Below are 18,275 nucleotides of genomic sequence, written 5' to 3'. Positions count from 1 at the left end.
CAAATTTTTACGTAAAAGTACGTAAAAAAAAGGTTTAAATAAAGTCGATTGTTGTACTTTTGCCTTTCTATTTAACAAAAAGTATATTCACTAATATTATGGATAGGTTTTCATTTTTAAATGCAGCGCATACCGAGTTCTTTGCACAATTATACGATCAATATTTAGTTAACCCAGACAGCGTTGAGCCTAGCTGGAGAAGTTTCTTTCAAGGTTTTGACTTTGGACAAACGACTTATAATGACGAAAATCCAGTGCAGACGATTGTTGAGTATGTGACTAGCCCAAACACAGATTACAGTCAGGTTTCAGACAAACTGCAAAAAGAATTTAATGTTTTAAAATTAATTGATGGATACCGTACGCGCGGACACTTGTTTACAAAAACAAACCCTGTTCGTGATCGTAGAACTTCTTCTCCTACTTTAGATATTGAGAATTTCGGATTATCAGCAGCTGACCTTTCAACTGTTTTTGATGCTGCACAAACAATCGGAATTCCACCTTCTTCATTAGAGGCTATCGTAAATCGTCTTAAAGCTATTTACTGCCAGCATATTGGTATTGAATATATGTACATCAGAAATCCTGGCGTTGTAAAATGGATTCAGGAAAAACTGGCGGTTAATGTAAACCAACCTAATTTCTCTACAGAAGAAAAGAAAACAATCTTAAATAAATTAAACGAAGCTGTTTCTTTCGAGAACTTCCTTCACACTAAATATGTTGGACAAAAACGTTTTTCACTAGAAGGTGGAGAATCTATTATTCCAGCTTTAGATGCTTTGATCGAGCAAGCTGCCGAAAAAGGTGTTGAACAATTCGTAATGGGAATGGCTCACCGTGGTCGTTTGAACGTTTTGGCAAACATCTTTAATAAATCTACTCAGGATATTTTTGGTGAGTTTGACGGTAAAGATTACGATCAGGAATATTTTGATGGTGACGTAAAATACCACTTAGGTCTTACTGCCGACAAAAAAACAAGATCTGGAAAAAGCATTAACATCAATTTAGCACCAAACCCTTCTCACTTAGAAACTGTTGGAGCTGTAATTGAAGGTATTACAAGAGCAAAACAAGATAAATATTTCCCAGAAGATTTCTCTAAAGTATTGCCAATCGCGGTACACGGAGATGCTGCAATTGCAGGTCAGGGTATTTTGTATGAAATCATTCAGATGGCGCAGCTTGACGGCTACAAAACTGGAGGAACAATTCATATCGTAATTAACAATCAGGTTGGTTTTACAACTAACTATTTAGATGCTCGTTCTTCTACTTATTGTACTGACGTTGCTAAAGTAACACTTTCACCAGTTTTACACGTTAATGCTGATGATGCTGAAGCTGTTGTACACGCAGTATCTTTTGCATTAGATTACAGAATGCAGTTTGGACGTGACGTATTTATCGACTTATTAGGATACAGAAAATACGGTCATAACGAAGGTGACGAACCTCGTTTCACACAGCCGGTTTTATATAAAATCATCGCAAAACATAAAAATCCAAGAGATATTTATGCTGAAAAATTATTGTCTGACGGCGTAATCGATGCATCTTATGTAAATGCTTTAGAAAAAGAATACAAATCTGCTTTAGAGGAAAATTTAGAAGCTTCCCGTAAAAAAGATTTAACAATCATAACTCCATTCATGAAAAACGAATGGGACGGATTTGTTCAGGTAACTGATACGCAAATGCTTCAAAAAGTAGATACTACTTTTGATAAAAAAGGATTGGATTCTATCATCAATACAATCTCAACTTTACCAGCTGATAAAAAATTCATCAGTAAAATAACTAAAATTGTTACAGATAGAAAAACAGGATACGACAATAACACTCTTGATTGGGGAACTGCAGAAGCTCTGGCTTACGGTTCGCTTTTAACAGAAGGATTTGACGTTCGTATTTCTGGTCAGGACGTAGAGCGTGGTACATTCTCTCACCGTCACGCGGTAGTTAAAGTAGAAGATTCTGAAGAAGAAGTAATTCTATTAGACGGAATCGAAAACAAAAAAGGAAAATTCGGCGTATTCAATTCACTTTTATCTGAATACGGAGTTCTTGGTTTTGATTATGGATATGCATTAGCAAATCCAAATGCATTGACAATTTGGGAAGCACAATTTGGAGATTTCTCAAATGGAGCTCAAATTATGATTGACCAATATATTTCATGTGGAGAAGATAAATGGAACAACCAAAACGGTATTGTTTTATTATTACCTCACGGATATGAAGGACAAGGTGCAGAACACTCTTCTGCAAGAATGGAGCGTTATTTACAACTTTGTGCAAGACAAAATATGTATGTTGCTGATTGTACAACGCCAGCCAACTTCTTCCACTTGTTAAGAAGACAGATGAAAACTAATTTCCGTAAACCTCTAGTGGTTTTCTCTCCAAAAAGTTTATTACGTGATCCAAGATGCGTATCAACAGTTGATGAGTTAGCAAACGGAAGTTTCCAGGAAACAATTGATGACAATACAGTAGATAAAAAGAAAGTAAAAACATTAGTTTTTGTTACTGGTAAATTCTACTATGACATCGTTGCAGAAAGAGAAAATAACGGAAGAAATGACGTTGCAGTTGTTCGTATCGAACAATTATTCCCTTTACCTGTTGAGCAGTTAAAAGCAATTATCGCACAATATCCAAACGCTGATGATTATGTTTGGGCTCAGGAAGAACCTAAAAACATGGGAGCTTACAGCTTTATGTTAATGAACTTTGATCTTGTAAAATGGAGATTAGCTTCATTAAAAGCATACGCAGCTCCTGCATCTGGAAGTTACACACGTGCAAAACGTCGTCACGCAGATGCAATTAGAATGGTATTCGATAAAAATTTATTCAGATAAAAAGAAAATGTTTCAAGTTTAAAGTTTCAGGTTTAACAACATGAAACTTTAAACCATAAAAACCTTAAACAAAAACAAAGATGATTTTAGAAATGAAAGTCCCATCACCAGGGGAATCAATAAAAGAAGTTGAAATTGCAACTTGGTTAGTAAAAGACGGAGATTATGTAGAAAAAGATCAGGCTATTGCTGAAGTTGATTCAGATAAAGCTACTCTTGAATTACCTGCTGAAATGAGCGGTGTTATTACACTTAAAGCTGAAGAAGGTGATACAGTAGCTGTAGGCGCTGTAGTTTGTTTAATTGATACTGATGCAGCAAAACCGGCAGGTGACGCAGCAGCTCCAGCGGCTGAGGCTCCTAAAGCGGAAGCACCGAAAGCTGAAGCTCCAAAGGCAGAAGTAAAAGCTGAGGCTCCAAAAGCAGCTCCGGCAGCTACAAGTTATGCAGCTGGAACTCCATCTCCTGCAGCAAGAAAAATATTAGACGAAAAAAATATTGCTCCAGCTACAGTTTCAGGAACTGGTAAAGGTGGAAGAATCACTAAAGATGATGCTGTAAATGCAGTACCATCAATGGGAACTCCAACTGGTGGAAGCCGTGGAACTGAGCGTACAAAATTATCTATGTTACGTCGTAAAGTAGCAGAAAGACTAGTTTCGGCTAAAAATGAAACAGCTATGCTTACTACTTTCAATGAAGTAAACATGACGCCAATTAACCAAATTCGTAATGAATACAAAGATGCTTTCAAAGCTAAACATGGTGGTTTAGGTTTAGGTTTCATGTCATTCTTTACAAAAGCAGTTACAAGAGCTTTACAATTGTATCCAGATGTGAACTCTATGATGGATGGTGATTACAAAATCGCTTACGATTTTGCTGATATCTCAATCGCAGTTTCTGGACCAAAAGGATTAATGGTTCCTGTTGTTCGTAATGCAGAATTATTAACTTTCCGTGGAATTGAAGCTGAAATCAAAAGATTAGCTTTAAGAGCTCGTGATGGTCAAATTACTGTTGATGATATGACAGGTGGAACTTTCACAATCACTAACGGTGGAGTTTTTGGAAGTATGTTAAGTACTCCAATCATCAACCCTCCTCAATCAGGAATTTTAGGAATGCACAACATTATTGAGCGTCCAATTGCTGTAAACGGAAAAGTTGAAATTCACCCAATGATGTACGTTGCACTTTCTTACGATCACAGAATTATCGACGGACGTGAGTCTGTTGGTTTCTTAGTTGCTGTGAAAGAAGCTTTAGAAAACCCATTAGAATTATTAATGAATGGCGATGCTAAACGTGCTTTAGAATTGTAATCAAAATAATTTTCAATTATATACAGAACCTGTTCATTAATTTGAACAGGTTTTTTTATTTATAGTACCGAATTAAATCACTTTATTATTAAAATTTAATTTAGAATAAATAAAAATAACTTGCATTGTTGGCATTCATGACTTAGATTTGCAGAATCAAAAACAATTTTAAAATTATCCTCTTATTAACTGGACGATAATTTAATTCAATCTGTAAAATCATGATAACAATAGCAAGCCTTATCGTTTTTTTAGCTTTTTATACACTTTACTACACTTCAAAAAGAGCCTCTTTATCGTATGATTTTGGTTTTGAAAAATGGATGCAGAAAAATCCAAAACAAACCAAAATCACTGGTTTAGCACTTCTTGTAACTGCTTATGCCATCTGGCTTTTTACACAGTCTTTAGGAAGCGGAACTTTAATGTTTTTTATTCAGCTAATGGCAATTGGGAGTTTAATTATCATTCTTAGACCATTAAAAAAAGTAAACAGTAAAGCACTTTTAACAATCCTGATTCTTGTTGCTTTATTAGAACTTTATTACAATTAAACTTTTTTTGACCAATGCCAGCAAATTCAAAATATTTAACTCCTGCCTTTTGTCCTCGTTTTGCCAAAATTACCGCAGCAATTTTAGGCGGTTACTTTGTTTCTGTCACTTTCCATTTAGCTTTAGCTTCCTGGTTCAATCGCCCAGAGGTTTTAATGACAATGGCTTTTAGCGGATTTATACTTTGGGTTGTTTTGATGGTCTTGGCATTCCTAGCCAAAAGCGGATTAAAAATTTGGGGAATTTACCTTCTTCTTACTTTAGTTTTTTCTGCTCTTATTTACCTTGGTCAAACTTATAATCCCGTTGCGTAATCCTTATGAATAACCGCCATTATAATATTTATTTTCATACACATACCGTTAGCGGAATTGTAATTAGTGTTGTACTTTTTGTGATCTTTTTTGCGGGATCTTTTTCTTTTTTTAGAGATGAAATCATCAACTGGGAAAGAAGTGAATCTACCGCCATTACAAAAGAAATTGAATTAGATTACAATAAAGCTTTAAAAAATCTTGATAAAGAATACGTTTTACACGGAAGAAATATAACCATATCTAAACCTTCTACAGAAAACAGAGTTGCCGTTTATATGGAAGGTACCAAAGATACTTTGGCTCCAGCCAAACAAAAAGAAGGAACTTTCTTTTATCTGGACAACAAAAAATTCAAATCCTACACTTACGAAGAATCTTATTCTCTAGGTGAGTTTTTATATCGTCTGCATTTCCTGGCGCAAATTCCTTACCCGGTTGGATATTATCTTTCGGGATTTACAGCTTTATTTTTCTTATTTGCTATTATAACTGGGCTTTTACTGCATTGGAAAAAGATTGTTTCTAATTTTTATGTTTTCCGTCCAAAGGAAAAATTAAAAACATTGTGGACAGATGCGCACACCGCATTAGGAATGATCGGACTTCCGTTTCAATTTGTTTATGCAGTAACCGGAGCATTTTTCATGATTAAACTTTTAATCGTCGCGCCCGCTGTAATGGCTTTATATAAAGGCGACGAGAACAAATTATATAAAGAATTAGAATACAACGATCCTGATTTTAAATTTGACAATAAAAAATTAGCAACTCCTTTTAACATCAATCAGCTTGTTTCTAAAGCAAAAAGCAATTGGTCTGATTTTGAAATTACCCGAGTTTTTATTCAAAATTATGGCGATGCCAACATGCACATTTTAGTTGAGGGTGAATTATTGAGCGATAAAAAATTTACGGGAATTGGAAAAGTAGTGTACCGCATTGCTGACGGAAAAGAAGTTGCCCGCAAAAATCCTGTTACTCAAAATGGTTATATTGATATTGTAAAGAATGTTTTATATAGAATTCATTTTGGTGATTACGGCGGATATGCACTAAAAATCGTCAGTTTCATTTTGGGAATTATAACCTGTTTTGTCATTATTTCTGGCGTTATGATTTGGTTAGTAGCGAGACAAAAGAATAATTTACCCGAAAAGAAAAGACGTTTCAACGCTGCTGTTGTTCGCATTTATCTGGCCATTTGTTTGAGTATGTACCCCATTACCGCTTTGGCATTTATTGGTTCAAAAATATTTTATCCGTTAAGTCAGTCTAGTTTATTCAGTTTATATTTTGGCGGATGGCTTATATTAACCGTATTTTTTATTATTAAAAAGAATGATGATTTTACGAATAAATTCTGTTTAATTTCAGGAAGTATTTTAGGATTTTTAATCCCAATAACAAATGGAATTGTTTCCGGAGATTGGTTTTGGACTTCGTTTATGGAACACAAAATTCAGATTTTCTTTATTGATGTTTTCTGGATTGCTTTAGCTTCAATATCACTTTATACGGCATATCACTTAAAGCCTAAAAAAGAAGTTGTTGCAGAAACAAAAGCTTAAATTTTTCCGCCACGAATTTCACGAATTTGCACGAATTAAATTTGTGGAAATTCGTGAAATTCGTGGCTGACTTTTTTTACTTTTTGAACAATCGCTTAAAATTAGCATAAATTATTTGCCCTCTATTGATTTTGCGTCTACTTTTACGCTTTTAATCAAAAAATGGGATTCAAAACGCAAATACGTTTTCTACATAAATGGCTCGGATTAATTTCCGGGCTTATTGTTTTTATAGTCTGTATTACGGGTTGTATATTCTGTTTTCATGACGAAATAAAAGACATTACCCGAAAAGAATGGCGTTTGGTTGAACCTCAAAACAAACCATTTTTAATGCCTTCCGTTTTACAGGAAAAAGCAAAAGAAATTCTTCCGAAGAATAAACAGTCGATGGTTTCTTATTATGGAAGAAATCGTTCGGCAATTGTTTTCACATATTCTGATACCGAAAATTTATATCTCTATTTTAATCCTTATACAGGAGAATATTTAAAAACTGAAAATCCAGAAACCGATTTTTTCATTATTGTCGAATATATTCATTTGTATTTGCTTTTGCCAGATTATATTGGAAAACATATTATTGGCGTTTCAACCCTAATTTTTATTCTTTTATTGATTTCGGGAATTATACAATGGTGTCCAAAACGAAAAAGTGACATTAAAAGAAGTTTCACTATAAAATGGTCCGCAAGATGGCGTCGTGTAAATTATGACTGGCACAATACTTCCGGATTTTATATCGCACTAATTGCGCTTATTCTTGCCATAACCGGATTAACATTTACCTACGAATGGGTTGGCGATGGAATTTACAAAACATTCAACTTTGGCGGAGATAAAGTTGCCGAAACAAAAGCGCCTGTAATCGACACAACAAAATTCGATTCGAATTCTATAACAGCTGTCGATCGTGCGTTTATTGAAACCATGAAATTACAGCCAAAAGCAGAAATGCTTTTTGTTATATATCCGCAGCAAAAAGGCGATATCATCAACACCGGAGCATATCCTCATGCCTTAAGATACGATCATCAAAGCAATTATTATTTTCATCCGCAAGACGGAAAATTAATTCAAAGTGATCCGTATCATTCCAAAAGTTTAGGCCTGCAGGTTGTCGAAATGAATTACGGGATCCATACCGGACAAATTTTAGATTTACCCGGAAAAATTATTGCTTTTACGGTAAGCTTAATGGCTTCTGCTTTACCAGTAACCGGTTTTATAATTTGGTTTGGAAGAAGAAAAAAATCTAAAAAACAGGCATAAAAAAACCGCCTATTAAAAGCGGTCTTTTTATAAATCGTCGAAACTTAATTAGTTTCTATTTGCTAAAGCATTTTTCTGTAAGTTTTTAACTGAGGCTACTTTATTGTCAACATAAGCAACTTCGCTTAAGTTGTTATTATCAGTAAAGTAAATCCATTTTCCAGTTTTAACTCCGTCTGTGTATTCTCCAATGGCTTTTTTATTTCCTCTTTCGTCATAAGATACCCAAACACCATCTAATTTACCATCCTTAAAGAAGCCTTCTTGCTGTATTCTGCCATTATCATAATAATAAGTAGCTTTTACTGAGTTTCCAACAGCTTCTAATTCAGGATTTGCTTCTTGTGCAGCTAATATTCCAGAGAACAACAACGCTGCTAAAATTACACTCTTTTTCATATCTTTAGGTATTAATGTTAAGAAATCATTACCAAATATAATCAAATGTTTACATTAAAAAAACTTTTACTTAACAATTTGGTAACACTGAATAAAAACTTAACATTGGAAATTTCCCAAAAACAAAAAAACCAACGCCGAGGCATTGGTTTTACTGGTGTTTTAGCAAAAAACCAAAACTACGATAACGTTATAAATTTAATGCATAAATTAGTTCAATAATGAGTCTAACTGCTTTTCAAGGTCTGGAGAAGAGGGTCTTGATGCATTTGCATCGACAACATTACCTTTTGGATCAATTAAAATGAATCTCGGAATTCCGGTTACATTATAACTTGTTACAAACTCTGATTTCCATTCATTATCAGAAAATAACTGAATACCTCCTAGTTGTTTATCGGTTACAAACTTTTGCCATTTATCATGATCTTTTGGCGTGTCTATCGAAATACTTACGAACTCAATATTTTTTCCATGATATTTTTCTTCCACTTTTTGCAAATATGGAATTTCTCCTCTACAAGGTCCGCACCAAGTTGCCCATAGATCAATATAAACATATTTTCCTTTTAAATCAGAAAGTTTGGTTTTACCGCCTTTATGGTTTTCATAATCAAAACCTGGAGAAGGTCTGTTGTTCATTTTTGCAATATCCTGAGCTTCCTTACGATATTGAGAGATTTCTGCAATTGCGTTAGCTCCATTTTCTGTTTCAATTTTTACAAATTCTGGATCTAGATTTTTATCTTTTAAACGAGCAGCATCGCCGGCTTTTTTTGCATCGACCAACTTATTAAAAGCAGCATCGTCTAGAGAAGCAACACTATTGTCATAAAGTTTTTCATCGGCTAAAATACGCTGCGCTAAAATGTTGTTTTCGGCACTTCCTTTACCAGTGTAAACAATAGATTCATCAAATTGTTTGGCATCCATTTTCAGTTTGATATCGTAACCGTTTTTTAGAAACAATTCTGTCGATTCTACACCATCATATAATCGGCTTCTGCCTCCATCAACGGCCAGAGTATCTTTAAAAATACCATTCTTATCGACATAGATGGTTTTGATTACTCTGCCTTCATTAATAATCTTTATAATGTCAGTATTTCTGTTGGCGATATTTGCTTCAAAAGTTACATACTTTTTAGATTGTGCACTGATATTCAAAGCACTGAAAAGCACTAAACCTGCAATAAGAAGTTTCTTCATAGTATTAAAGTTTGTTTTTAGTACATCAAATCTAAAGAAATTACAAGTTCAAAATTTCAGAATTAACAAAATATTTTAAATTAATAATCATCTAGTTGCACACTTTGTTATATTAATTTGAATTTTGTGTTTACTTTTGCAGTCTAAAATTGAGATTATGTATAGAAGTCATAATTGCGGCGAATTAAACGCTTCAAATATTAATACCGAAGTTACACTTGCGGGCTGGGTTCAAAAATCACGTGATAAAGGATTTATGAATTGGGTCGATTTACGCGACCGTTATGGAATTACACAGCTTATTTTCGACGAAAGTCGTACCGATAAAACCGTTTTTGAATTAGCCAAAACTCTTGGTCGTGAATTTGTAATTCAGGTAAAAGGAACTGTTATTGAGCGTGAAGCTAAAAACAAAAACATTCCGACTGGTGAAATCGAAATTTTAGTTTCTGAATTAACGATTTTAAATGCTGCTTTAACGCCTCCTTTCACAATTGAAGATGAAACTGACGGTGGTGAAGATATCAGAATGAAATACCGTTATTTAGATATTCGTAGAAATCCGGTAAAAAACAGCTTATTGTTCCGTCATAAAGTAGCAATGGAAGTTCGTAAATATCTATCTGATTTAGATTTCTGCGAAGTTGAAACACCTTATTTAATTAAATCAACTCCAGAAGGAGCTAGAGATTTCGTTGTACCTAGCCGTATGAACGAAGGTCAGTTTTATGCATTGCCACAATCTCCGCAGACTTTCAAACAACTTTTGATGGTGGGTGGAATGGATAAATATTTCCAAATTGTGAAATGTTTCCGTGATGAAGATTTACGTGCAGACCGTCAGCCGGAGTTTACACAAATTGACTGCGAAATGGCTTTTGTAGAACAAGAAGACATTTTGAATGTTTTTGAAGGTTTGACAAGACATTTATTAAAAGAAATTAAAGGTATAGAAGTAGATAAATTCCCAAGAATTACTTACGACTATGCTATGAAAACATACGGAAATGACAAACCGGACATTCGTTTCGGGATGAAATTTGGTGAGTTGAACGAATTTGCACAGCATAAAGAATTCCCAGTTTTCAATTCAGCTGAATTAGTGGTGGGGATTGCAGTTCCGGGAGCAGGAAATTATACCCGTAAAGAAATTGACGGATTAATTGACTGGGTAAAACGTCCGCAAGTTGGAGCGTCTGGAATGGTTTATGTAAAATGCAATGAAGATGGAACTTTCAAATCATCTGTAGATAAATTCTACGATAATGATGATTTAGCAAACTGGGCAAAAGCTACAGAAGCAAATTCTGGAGATATGATTTTTGTACTTTCTGGACCTGCAAACAAAACACGTGCGCAGCTTTCTGCACTTCGTATGGAATTGGCAACTCGTTTAGGATTGCGTAATCCTGAAGAATTTGCACCGTTATGGGTTGTAGATTTCCCATTATTGGAACTTGACGAAGAAAGCGGTCGTTATCACGCAATGCACCACCCGTTTACATCTCCAAAACCAGAAGATATGGCTTTATTGGAAACAGAACCGGGAAAAGTTCGTGCCAATGCTTACGATATGGTTTTAAACGGAAACGAAATTGGCGGTGGTTCTATTCGTATTCACGATAAAGCGACGCAGCAGTTAATGTTTAAATATTTAGGATTTACTGAAGAAGAGGCAAAAGCGCAGTTTGGTTTCTTAATGGATGCATTTCAATTTGGAGCGCCTCCTCACGGTGGTTTAGCTTTTGGTTTAGATAGATTGGTTGCCATTTTAGGCGGTCAGGAAACTATTAGAGATTTTATTGCTTTCCCAAAAAACAATTCAGGACGCGATGTTATGATTGATGCTCCATCAACAATTGATGAATCTCAATTGAAAGAATTACACATTAAAATTGATTCTATATAATTAATAGAAATTTAAATATTTAAAAACAGCTGAAAATTCAGCTGTTTTTTTATGCAGTAAAGTCACAAAAAATAATGGGCCGATTTACACTTATTCAAATATTAAATTCCTACAAGTTCATCTTTTTGATATTCTTACAATTAATGATTCTCAAATTATGGTATTTCATATATAATTTGATGCAATAAACTACGTAAAAACACTGGAAATCAATAATTTTTACAAAAAATTAACAGGTAGATGTCTTTTGTATGAATTTATATATTACATTTGCTTTATTATAAATTATTATTACAATTACAATGCGTACAGGTACAGTAAAATTTTTCAATGAATCTAAAGGTTATGGATTCATTACAGACGAAGAAACAGGAAAGGACATCTTCGTTCACGCTTCAGGAATTAACGCGGAAGAATTACGCGAAGGTGACCGTGTAAGCTATGAAGAAGAAGAAGGAAGAAAAGGGAAAGTTGCTGCTAAAGTAGCAGTAATCTAAGAAAAATATAGCAATTTATTTTTTTTGCCTCTGAATGGTTTTAAAAACGTCTCGATGTACATCGGGACGTTTTTTTTTGTCCATTTCTTAAAAAAATATTAAAAAAAGCACGTGTTATTTATAATCAATAAAAATTACATATAAACGCGCTTTCATGGGGTACTTATATCTCCCTTTAGTTTGTGATTTACATAGTTGAAAGTTATCTTTGTGGCTTATTCTTTAAGTAAAAAAGCTAAGCTTATGCAATCTGATCAATACAGTTACATTCCTATCTTAATGCAGTTCGTTCTGGCTGTTGGTTTTGTGGTAGGAACAATCATTATTTCTGGAAAATTAGGCCCAAAAAGAACCTCTGAAGTTAAAGATAAAAACTTCGAGTGCGGTATCGAATCTGTTGGTAATGCCCGTATTCCTTTTTCTGTAAAATATTTTCTGGTAGCGATTTTGTTCGTATTGTTTGACGTAGAGGTAATTTTCCTTTATCCGTGGGCAGTAAACTTTAAAGATCTTGGTATAGAAGGAATGCTCAAAATGGTCGTTTTTATGGCTTTACTTTTAGTTGGTTTTTTCTACATCATCAAAAAGAAAGCATTAGAGTGGGAATAAAAAAGATTTTAGATTTTAGATTTCTGATTTTAGATTATGTCTTGAATTAAAATTTAAAATTTAAACTCAATTGAAATTTAATACTGATTTAAAAAATTGATTTTACTTTTTACGATTTCAACAAATCTAAAATCTAAAATCAGAAATCTAAAATAAAAATGAGCGATTCAAATGTAAATATGGTTGCGCCACCGGAAGGAGTTGTAGGAGAAGGTTTCTTCGCTACAAAACTAAATGACGTTGTTGGTTTGGCACGCGCGAATTCTCTTTGGCCTTTACCTTTTGCAACATCTTGCTGCGGAATTGAGTTTATGGCAACAATGGCTTCACATTACGATTTAGCACGATTTGGTTCTGAACGTGTGAGTTTCTCTCCTCGTCAGGCAGATATGTTATTAGTAATGGGAACTATTTCAAAAAAAATGGCTCCAATTTTAAGACAAGTTTACGAACAAATGTCTGAGCCGCGCTGGGTAATTGCTGTTGGAGCTTGCGCTTCATCAGGAGGTATTTTCGATACTTACTCAGTTTTACAAGGAATTGATAAAGTAATCCCGGTTGACGTTTATGTTCCTGGATGCCCGCCAAGACCAGAGCAAATTGTTGACGGTGTAATGAGATTACAAGAATTGGTAAAAAGCGAATCTGTTAGACGCAGAAGTTCACCAGAATACCAAGAATTATTAGCTTCATATAATATCTCATAAGATGGCTTTAGAAAATACCCTGATTCAAGATAAACTTACAGAAACATTTAATAACGATGTTTTTAACTTTCAGCAAGAAAGAGATATTTTTTCTTTAGAAGCTTCAGCTGATAAAATTACAGCGTTGATTTTATTCCTTAAAAACGATTCTGAACTACGTTTTCACTTTTTAACAGATTTATGCGGGGTACATTACCCGGACAACGATTCAGAACGTCAGTTTGCTGTCGTATATCATTTGCACAACTGGTACGAAAACAAACGTCTTAGAATTAAAGTTTACCTAAATGGCGAAAAACCAGAAATCAAAACTGTTTCAAATATCTTCTTAAGTTCAAACTGGATGGAAAGAGAAACATACGATTTCTACGGAATCAATTTTATTGGCCACCCGCAATTGAAACGTATTTTGAATATGGATGAAATGGTGTCTTTCCCAATGAGAAAAGAATTCCCAATGGAAGACAGCGGAAGAACTGATAAAGACGACAGATTCTTTGGAAGAACAACAACAAATTGCTAAAAAATAAATAATTCAACATTATAAAATGTCAGAACTATTATTACCACCAGAGCATCGTTATGCTAAAATAATTAAGGAGAAACTAAACGAAGACGGAAGCGAGCTTTCAGTATTGAATTTAGGTCCTACCCACCCTGCGACTCACGGTATTTTTCAAAATATCCTATTAATGGATGGTGAAAGAATTCTGGAAGCTGAACCAACTATTGGTTACATCCACAGAGCTTTCGAAAAAATTGCCGAAAATCGTCCGTTTTACCAAATTACTCCTCTTACAGACCGTATGAACTATTGCTCCTCTCCTATTAATAATATGGGATGGTGGATGACATTAGAAAAACTATTAGGTGTTGAAGTTCCAAAAAGAGCACAATATTTAAGAGTTATTGTAATGGAGCTTGCTCGTATTACAGACCACTTAATCTGTAACTCGATTCTTGGAGTAGATACTGGTGCGTATACTGGTTTCTTATACGTTTTTCAATTTAGAGAAAAAGTTTACGAGATTTACGAAGAAATTTGTGGAGCTCGTTTAACAACAAATATGGGAAGAATTGGTGGTTTCGAAAGAGATTGGTCACCAGAAGCTTTCCGCAAACTAGATGTGTTTTTACAAGATTTTCCTGTCGCTTGGCAAGAATTTGTAAACTTATTCGAAAGAAATAGAATTTTCCTTGACAGAACTGTAAACGTAGGAGCAATTACTGCTGAACAAGCAATGGCTTACGGATTTACAGGTCCAAACTTACGTGCTGCCGGAGTTGATTACGACGTACGTGTTGCACAACCATACTCATCTTACGAAGATTTTGATTTTGTTGTTCCTGTTGGAAAATCAGGTGACACTTATGATCGTTTCTGTGTTCGTAACGCTGAAGTTTGGGAAAGTTTAAGCATTATTCGTCAGGCTTTGGAAAAAATGCCGGAAGGAAACGAATACCATGCTCAGGTTCCTGATTATTATCTTCCTCCAAAAGAAGACGTATATAATTCGATGGAATCTTTAATCTATCACTTTAAAATCGTAATGGGAGAAGTTCCTGTTCCGGTTGCCGAAATTTACCACCCTGTTGAAGGAGGAAATGGAGAGTTAGGTTTTTATTTAGTTACAGACGGAAGCAGAACTCCATATAGATTACATTTCAGAAGACCTTGCTTTATTTATTATCAAGCATATCCTGACATGATTAAAGGCGCGTTACTTTCTGATGCAATTGTTATCCTTTCAAGTTTAAACGTAATTGCAGGAGAATTAGACGCCTAAAAAGATTGCAGATTTTAGAATTTAGATTGCAGATTGGAAAGATCTAAAATTTAAAATCAGAAATCTAAAATTTAAAAAGAATGCCGATTATAGATCCCGATTGAAAAAATCTAAAATCTAAAATCTAAAATCCAAAATAAAAAATGGAACGTAAACATTACAAACAAGAAATAAATATGACTGAGGCATTGATCGCACGTATCAATGAATTGATTAGTCATTATCCGGAAGGCAAACAAAAATCGGCTTTACTGCCTGTTTTGCATGAAGTGCAGGACGCGCATAACAATTGGCTTAGCACTGAACTGCAGGACAAGGTTGCCGAAATTCTTCAGATAAAACCAATTGAGGTTTATGAAGTGGTTACTTTTTATACCATGTTCAACCAAAAGCCAATTGGAAAATACATGTTTGAATTTTGCCAGACATCTTGTTGTTGTTTAAACGGTGCCGAAAATTTAATGGATTATACTTCTGAAAAATTAGGCATTAAAATGGGTGAAACAACTCCAGACGGAATGTTTACCATTGCTGGTGTAGAATGTTTAGGTGCCTGCGGATACGCTCCAATGATGCAGTTAGGCGATTTCTACAAAGAAAAATTGACAGAAGAAAAAATCGATCAGTTAATCGCTGATTGTAAAGATGATAAAATAATATTACACGATAAATAAGATGTCACAAAAAATATTATTAGATAAAATCAATATTCCTGGAATTAAAACCTATGAAGTGTATCGCCAAAACGGTGGATACGCTTCTGTAGAAAAAGCTTTAAAAACACTTACACCAGATGAAGTTACAGAAGAAGTAAAAAAATCAGGTCTTCGTGGTCGTGGCGGTGCGGGTTTCCCTGCCGGAATGAAATGGAGCTTTATCGATAAAAAATCAGGAAAACCAAGACATTTAGTTTGTAACGCCGACGAATCGGAGCCGGGAACGTTCAAAGATCGTTATTTGATGGAATTTATTCCTCACTTATTGATTGAAGGAATGATTACTTCTAGTTACGCTTTAGGCGCCAACCTTTCGTATATCTACATTCGTGGAGAATATATGTGGGTCTACAAAATTTTAGAAAGAGCAATCGCCGAAGCAAAAGCTGCCGGATGGTTAGGAAAAAATATATTAGGTACAGGTTACGATTTAGAGTTACACGTTCACTGTGGAGCCGGAGCTTATATCTGTGGAGAAGAAACTGCACTTATTGAGTCTTTGGAAGGTAAAAGAGGAAATCCTCGTATTAAACCGCCATTCCCTGCAGTTTCAGGACTTTGGGCAAATCCAACAGTGGTAAACAATGTTGAAACTATTGCAACGGTGCCATGGATTGTAAACAATTCTGGTGACGATTACGCAAAAATCGGAATTGGGCGTTCTACAGGAACCAAATTAATCTCTGCTTCTGGGCACATCAAAAATCCAGGGGTTTATGAAATTGAATTAGGTTTAAGTGTAGATGAATTCATGAACTCTGATGAATATTTAGGAGGAATGTCTTCAAGTCGTCCATTAAAAGCATTTGTACCGGGAGGTTCATCTGTGCCGATTTTACCAGCTGAATTGATTTTCAAAACGGCAAACGGTGAAGATCGTTTAATGACTTACGAATCTTTAAGTGATGGTGGTTTTGCTACCGGATCGATGTTAGGTTCTGGAGGATTTATTGTTTACAACGATACTGCTTGTGTTGTTAGAAACACTTGGAACTTTGCTCGTTTTTATCACCACGAATCTTGCGGACAATGTACTCCTTGCCGTGAAGGAACAGGATGGTTAGAAAAAATCTTATGGAGAATTGAAAACGGTCAAGGCCGTGAAGAAGATATCGAATTATTGTGGAGTATTCAGAGTAAAATTGAAGGAAACACAATTTGTCCGCTTGGTGACGCCGCTTCTTGGCCAGTAGCAGCTGCGATTCGCCACTTTAGAGATGAATTTGAATATCACGTTCGTTTCCCTGAAAAAATTAAAAATAGAGATCACTTTGTTGCTGAACCTTTTTCGCAAGTAAAGCATTTAGTAGGCGGTAAAGTAATCGTATAAAAATAAAAAGCAGAAAGTTATAAAGTTCATAATATTAAAAAGGACAGCAATTCTTTAAAATATTCCGACTTTCAACAAAAAAGTTTAAAATAGTTTCAAGTTTCAAGTTTTTTTAGTTTTAGGTTAAAACCTAAAACGTGAAACCTGAAACTAAAAAAACAAAAGTAAGAGATGAAAGTAACCATAGACGGTCAAAGTATAGACGTAGAGCCAGGAACAACAATCCTGCAGGCTGCACGTATGATTGGTGGAGATTTGGTTCCGCCAGCCATGTGCTATTACTCAAAATTAAAAGGCAGCGGCGGTAAATGTCGTTGTTGTTTAGTTGAAGTTTCTAAAGGTAGTGAAGCCGATCCAAGACCAATGCCAAAATTGATGGCATCTTGTGTAACAGGATGTATGGACGGAATGGAAGTAAACAGTAAATCTTCTGCCAGAGTTACCGAAGCGCGTAAATCTGTAACAGAATTTTTATTGATCAACCACCCGTTAGACTGTCCTATTTGTGATCAGGCTGGTGAATGTGATCTTCAAAATTTAAGTTTTGAGCACGGAAACCCTAAATCACGTTTTATTGAAGAAAAAAGAACATTTGAACCAGAAGATATTGGTCCAAATATTCAACTGCATATGAACCGTTGTATTTTATGCCAAAGATGTGTACAAGTTGCAGATCAATTGACAGACAACAGAGTTCACGGAGTATTAGATCGTGGTGACCACGCTAATATTTCTACCGGAATTTCTAAAGCAATCGACAATGAGTTTTCTGGAAACATGATTGACGTTTGTCCGGTTGGAGCTTTAACTGACAAAACTTTCCGTTTTAAATCAAGAGTTTGGTTTAATAAACCTTATAACGCACACAGAGAATGTACTACTCCTGGATGCTGCGGTAAAACTACAGTTTGGATGTTTGGTGGAGAAATTCAACGTGTGACTGGTCGTAAAGATGAGTACCATGAAGTAGAAGAATTCATTTGCAACAGTTGTCGTTTTGATCACAAAGATGTAAATGACTGGGTTATTGAAGGACCAAGAGAATTTGAAAAAGATTCTGTTATCAACCAAAATAACTACACTCAGAAATTAGAGAAAGTAGAAATTGATACCGAAAAGAATATTCTATTAGGCCGCGATATCGACCGTAAAAAAATTAGTATGGCTGAAATTCCATTAAACACTAACAACAAAATTTCTTAA

The 18,275-nt window shown here is 34.9% G+C and carries 18 protein-coding genes; 16 read left to right on the top strand and 2 right to left on the bottom strand.

Annotation, left to right across the window (positions count from 1 at the left end; translation table 11 throughout):
* The first annotated feature begins 98 nt into the window (after positions 1 to 98).
* From B3C18_RS20505 to B3C18_RS20480, 6 genes are all read left to right on the top strand, one after another.
* A complete protein-coding gene (locus B3C18_RS20505) occupies positions 99 to 2,873 on the top strand; it encodes a 2-oxoglutarate dehydrogenase E1 component (protein WP_291151110.1) in 2,775 nt (924 codons plus the stop codon).
* Between the two features lie 80 nt (positions 2,874 to 2,953).
* A complete protein-coding gene (odhB, locus tag B3C18_RS20500) occupies positions 2,954 to 4,198 on the top strand; it encodes a 2-oxoglutarate dehydrogenase complex dihydrolipoyllysine-residue succinyltransferase (protein WP_291151107.1) in 1,245 nt (414 codons plus the stop codon).
* A gap of 221 nt (positions 4,199 to 4,419) precedes the next feature.
* A complete protein-coding gene (locus tag B3C18_RS20495) occupies positions 4,420 to 4,752 on the top strand; it encodes a hypothetical protein (RefSeq protein WP_291151104.1) in 333 nt (110 codons plus the stop codon).
* A 14-nt stretch (positions 4,753 to 4,766) separates the two neighbouring features.
* Complete coding sequence (locus B3C18_RS20490; protein ID WP_291151102.1) at positions 4,767 to 5,066, top strand: hypothetical protein; 300 nt, start codon at positions 4,767 to 4,769, stop codon at positions 5,064 to 5,066.
* 5 nt (positions 5,067 to 5,071) lie between these two features.
* Entirely contained in the window at positions 5,072 to 6,637 is a 1,566-nt protein-coding gene (locus B3C18_RS20485) for a PepSY-associated TM helix domain-containing protein (protein WP_291151099.1), read from the top strand.
* A gap of 162 nt (positions 6,638 to 6,799) precedes the next feature.
* Positions 6,800 to 7,909 carry a PepSY-associated TM helix domain-containing protein gene (locus B3C18_RS20480; RefSeq protein ID WP_291151095.1) on the top strand — a complete coding sequence of 370 codons (1,110 nt, stop codon included), beginning with the start codon at positions 6,800 to 6,802 and terminating at the stop codon, positions 7,907 to 7,909.
* Positions 7,910 to 7,957: 48 nt separating this feature from the next.
* Here B3C18_RS20480 and B3C18_RS20475 read toward each other — a convergent pair whose 3' ends face one another.
* A complete protein-coding gene (locus B3C18_RS20475; protein ID WP_291151092.1) occupies positions 7,958 to 8,308 on the bottom strand; it encodes a toxin-antitoxin system YwqK family antitoxin in 351 nt (116 codons plus the stop codon).
* Positions 8,309 to 8,353: 45 nt separating this feature from the next.
* Between B3C18_RS20475 and B3C18_RS20470 the strand changes: the two genes are divergently transcribed.
* Positions 8,354 to 8,530 carry a hypothetical protein gene (locus B3C18_RS20470; RefSeq protein ID WP_291151089.1) on the top strand — a complete coding sequence of 59 codons (177 nt, stop codon included), beginning with the start codon at positions 8,354 to 8,356 and terminating at the stop codon, positions 8,528 to 8,530.
* Here B3C18_RS20470 and B3C18_RS20465 read toward each other — a convergent pair.
* Complete coding sequence (locus B3C18_RS20465; RefSeq protein WP_291151086.1) at positions 8,519 to 9,517, bottom strand: TlpA family protein disulfide reductase; 999 nt, start codon at positions 9,515 to 9,517, stop codon at positions 8,519 to 8,521. The genes B3C18_RS20470 and B3C18_RS20465 overlap by 12 nt on opposite strands.
* A gap of 157 nt (positions 9,518 to 9,674) precedes the next feature.
* Here B3C18_RS20465 and aspS point away from each other — a divergent pair, with 157 nt between their 5' ends.
* The 9 genes from aspS to B3C18_RS20420 all read left to right on the top strand — a co-directional run bounded on the left by aspS (position 9,675) and on the right by B3C18_RS20420 (position 18,275).
* Complete coding sequence (gene aspS, locus B3C18_RS20460; RefSeq protein ID WP_291151083.1) at positions 9,675 to 11,426, top strand: aspartate--tRNA ligase; 1,752 nt, start codon at positions 9,675 to 9,677, stop codon at positions 11,424 to 11,426.
* Positions 11,427 to 11,728: 302 nt separating this feature from the next.
* The gene (locus tag B3C18_RS20455) at positions 11,729 to 11,923 is read left to right on the top strand and encodes a cold-shock protein (protein ID WP_007137066.1); all 195 of its coding nucleotides are present in this window, start codon (positions 11,729 to 11,731) and stop codon (positions 11,921 to 11,923) included.
* A 243-nt stretch (positions 11,924 to 12,166) separates the two neighbouring features.
* Positions 12,167 to 12,532: an NADH-quinone oxidoreductase subunit A gene (locus B3C18_RS20450; RefSeq protein ID WP_291151080.1), complete on the top strand. Its 366-nt coding sequence runs from the start codon at positions 12,167 to 12,169 to the stop codon at positions 12,530 to 12,532.
* A 158-nt stretch (positions 12,533 to 12,690) separates the two neighbouring features.
* Positions 12,691 to 13,239 (top strand): NADH-quinone oxidoreductase subunit B, encoded by a 549-nt coding sequence (locus B3C18_RS20445; protein WP_053471545.1) that lies wholly within the window; start codon positions 12,691 to 12,693, stop codon positions 13,237 to 13,239.
* A 1-nt stretch (position 13,240) separates the two neighbouring features.
* Positions 13,241 to 13,762: an NADH-quinone oxidoreductase subunit C gene (locus B3C18_RS20440; protein ID WP_291151076.1), complete on the top strand. Its 522-nt coding sequence runs from the start codon at positions 13,241 to 13,243 to the stop codon at positions 13,760 to 13,762.
* Positions 13,763 to 13,787: 25 nt separating this feature from the next.
* The gene (locus B3C18_RS20435) at positions 13,788 to 15,026 is read left to right on the top strand and encodes an NADH-quinone oxidoreductase subunit D (RefSeq protein ID WP_291151074.1); all 1,239 of its coding nucleotides are present in this window, start codon (positions 13,788 to 13,790) and stop codon (positions 15,024 to 15,026) included.
* 143 nt (positions 15,027 to 15,169) lie between these two features.
* Positions 15,170 to 15,700 carry a complex I 24 kDa subunit family protein gene (locus B3C18_RS20430; RefSeq protein ID WP_291151072.1) on the top strand — a complete coding sequence of 177 codons (531 nt, stop codon included), beginning with the start codon at positions 15,170 to 15,172 and terminating at the stop codon, positions 15,698 to 15,700.
* 1 nt (position 15,701) lies between these two features.
* Positions 15,702 to 17,072, top strand: coding sequence for an NADH-quinone oxidoreductase subunit NuoF (nuoF, locus tag B3C18_RS20425; RefSeq protein ID WP_291151069.1), 1,371 nt, complete (start codon positions 15,702 to 15,704; stop codon positions 17,070 to 17,072).
* Positions 17,073 to 17,243: 171 nt separating this feature from the next.
* Positions 17,244 to 18,275 carry a 2Fe-2S iron-sulfur cluster-binding protein gene (locus tag B3C18_RS20420; RefSeq protein WP_291151066.1) on the top strand — a complete coding sequence of 344 codons (1,032 nt, stop codon included), beginning with the start codon at positions 17,244 to 17,246 and terminating at the stop codon, positions 18,273 to 18,275.

It is taken from the genome of Flavobacterium sp. UBA7680 (assembly GCF_002482975.1).
GTDB lineage: Bacteria > Bacteroidota > Bacteroidia > Flavobacteriales > Flavobacteriaceae > Flavobacterium.
The sequence above is the reverse complement of the archived record's forward strand: the minus strand, read 5'-3'. Positions and strand labels throughout refer to the sequence as shown.

Coding starts and splice junctions, on each gene's coding strand:
- B3C18_RS20505 (WP_291151110.1), top strand. CDS start 99: ATGGATAGGTTTTCATTTTTAAATGCAGCGCATACCGAGTTCTTTGCA.
- odhB (WP_291151107.1), top strand. CDS start 2,954: ATGATTTTAGAAATGAAAGTCCCATCACCAGGGGAATCAATAAAAGAA.
- B3C18_RS20495 (WP_291151104.1), top strand. CDS start 4,420: ATGATAACAATAGCAAGCCTTATCGTTTTTTTAGCTTTTTATACACTT.
- B3C18_RS20490 (WP_291151102.1), top strand. CDS start 4,767: ATGCCAGCAAATTCAAAATATTTAACTCCTGCCTTTTGTCCTCGTTTT.
- B3C18_RS20485 (WP_291151099.1), top strand. CDS start 5,072: ATGAATAACCGCCATTATAATATTTATTTTCATACACATACCGTTAGC.
- B3C18_RS20480 (WP_291151095.1), top strand. CDS start 6,800: ATGGGATTCAAAACGCAAATACGTTTTCTACATAAATGGCTCGGATTA.
- B3C18_RS20475 (WP_291151092.1), bottom strand. CDS start 8,308: ATGAAAAAGAGTGTAATTTTAGCAGCGTTGTTGTTCTCTGGAATATTA.
- B3C18_RS20470 (WP_291151089.1), top strand. CDS start 8,354: ATGTTTACATTAAAAAAACTTTTACTTAACAATTTGGTAACACTGAAT.
- B3C18_RS20465 (WP_291151086.1), bottom strand. CDS start 9,517: ATGAAGAAACTTCTTATTGCAGGTTTAGTGCTTTTCAGTGCTTTGAAT.
- aspS (WP_291151083.1), top strand. CDS start 9,675: ATGTATAGAAGTCATAATTGCGGCGAATTAAACGCTTCAAATATTAAT.
- B3C18_RS20455 (WP_007137066.1), top strand. CDS start 11,729: ATGCGTACAGGTACAGTAAAATTTTTCAATGAATCTAAAGGTTATGGA.
- B3C18_RS20450 (WP_291151080.1), top strand. CDS start 12,167: ATGCAATCTGATCAATACAGTTACATTCCTATCTTAATGCAGTTCGTT.
- B3C18_RS20445 (WP_053471545.1), top strand. CDS start 12,691: ATGAGCGATTCAAATGTAAATATGGTTGCGCCACCGGAAGGAGTTGTA.
- B3C18_RS20440 (WP_291151076.1), top strand. CDS start 13,241: ATGGCTTTAGAAAATACCCTGATTCAAGATAAACTTACAGAAACATTT.
- B3C18_RS20435 (WP_291151074.1), top strand. CDS start 13,788: ATGTCAGAACTATTATTACCACCAGAGCATCGTTATGCTAAAATAATT.
- B3C18_RS20430 (WP_291151072.1), top strand. CDS start 15,170: ATGGAACGTAAACATTACAAACAAGAAATAAATATGACTGAGGCATTG.
- nuoF (WP_291151069.1), top strand. CDS start 15,702: ATGTCACAAAAAATATTATTAGATAAAATCAATATTCCTGGAATTAAA.
- B3C18_RS20420 (WP_291151066.1), top strand. CDS start 17,244: ATGAAAGTAACCATAGACGGTCAAAGTATAGACGTAGAGCCAGGAACA.